2 protein-coding genes are annotated in these 1,434 nt (G+C 38.1%); both read right to left on the bottom strand.

Annotated features, from left to right (window positions below):
- Positions 1–442 (bottom strand): hypothetical protein (locus V7077_RS27690; protein ID WP_335507974.1); only part of this gene is annotated, 442 nt, incomplete at its 3' end.
- A 147-nt stretch (positions 443–589) separates the two neighbouring features.
- Positions 590–1,222 carry an FMN-dependent NADH-azoreductase gene (locus tag V7077_RS27695; RefSeq protein WP_335507976.1) on the bottom strand — a complete coding sequence of 211 codons (633 nt, stop codon included), beginning with the start codon at positions 1,220–1,222 and terminating at the stop codon, positions 590–592.
- Positions 1,223–1,434: the final 212 nt, after the last annotated feature.

Consider the following 1,434-nt stretch of genomic DNA (forward strand, 5'->3'; position numbering starts at 1 on the left):
CCTCCTCCTCCTCCTCTACCTCTTCCACTTTCCCCGCCTCCGAATCCTCCTGCTCATCCACTTCTTGTATTTTCTGAATCTCTTCCGTCAACTGTTCAAACGCATGCAGCCGAAACTTGGCACTCGCAATCAAGTCATCAATAATCTGGACAAAAGTATCATACTCCACCCTGTTTTCACTGCATTGCTTGATCAGCCTCAAAAAATCATCTTCATATAAATGGTATCGCTCATTAAATACATCCGAATCCATGGTTAAAAAATACTCTTCATCGACGACAAATTCATTAAAAATTTTCTTCGTTAACCGGCTTTTTGTTACCTCTATTTCACTCTGGTCTTGTTCAGTTTTATAATGCTGGGCGTCCTCATACTCCGAGCACAGCGTCGCATAGATTTTTTCAAGCAGCTCTGTTGGTTCTAAATATTTCAAATCAGCCATAAGCAGAATCCTCCGAACCCTCTTTTTCTAAATTATCTCCATTTACGTAAAAAAACCTACCTCTGTTAAACAAAGGTAGGTTAAGCGTGCCCCCTTGCTATGGTAAACAAGGAGTGCTTCGTATGTTTTTTATAGTACCTTGGAAAATTATGCCTTAACAGCTGAAATACGTTTTGCTACTTCAGCAACTTTTGCTAGACCATCGGCAATAATGGATTCTGCTTGAGCTGGTGCTGCATTGTGCCCTTCAATGATGACTTCATCAACGATTTGCATTCCGAAGACACCGCCAAAAACATTTTTAACATAAGTTGCAGCCATTTCCATTGGTGCTGCTTCTGGAGTGGAGTAGATGCCGCCGCGAGCACTTAGGATTACAGCTTTTTTATCAGGCATTAGACTGATTAATTCACCAGTTTCGCTATATTTAAATGCGAATCCTGCTGCATATACATAGTCGATAAATGTTTGTAATTTAGCTGGAATCGTTAAGTTCCATAATGGGAAGGCAAATACTACTAGGTCTGCAGCTGAAAGAGCGTCCATCGCTTTTTGTTTTGCTGCTAAAATGCGTTGTTCGATATCGGTTAATTCTTCGCCAGCTTGTAATTTGCCAAAAGCATTAAAAAGATCTTGGCCAAAGTATGGCATGTCTTCTGCAAAGACATCATAAGTGGTTACGTTCACACCTTCAAGGTTCTCCATAAAAGTCTCATACATCTTACTAGAAACAGCTTCAGAAGCTGGACGATTGTTTGCTTTCACTACTAATACATTCATTTATATTAAAACTCCTTTTTGATAGTCTTGGATACAAGTATCTCGAATTGATAATATATCAATGTAGTGTATATAGCAATAAAAACGCTCAATGGTTTCAAACAAAAGAGGCTTTAATAGATTGGTATTAAAGAACTATAATACTCGATAATAAATTTAGGTAAAAAGTCATAATTTTATTAGAATAATAAATGTACAGGAATGCATGGGGA

The organism is Neobacillus vireti (assembly GCF_036962465.1).
Lineage (GTDB): Bacteria > Bacillota > Bacilli > Bacillales > Cytobacillaceae > Neobacillus > Neobacillus vireti_B.

What these genes read in the sequence shown, in the direction of transcription:
- V7077_RS27695 (WP_335507976.1), bottom strand. Translation starts at nt 1,222, where the DNA reads ATGAATGTATTAGTAGTGAAAGCAAACAATCGTCCAGCTTCTGAAGCT.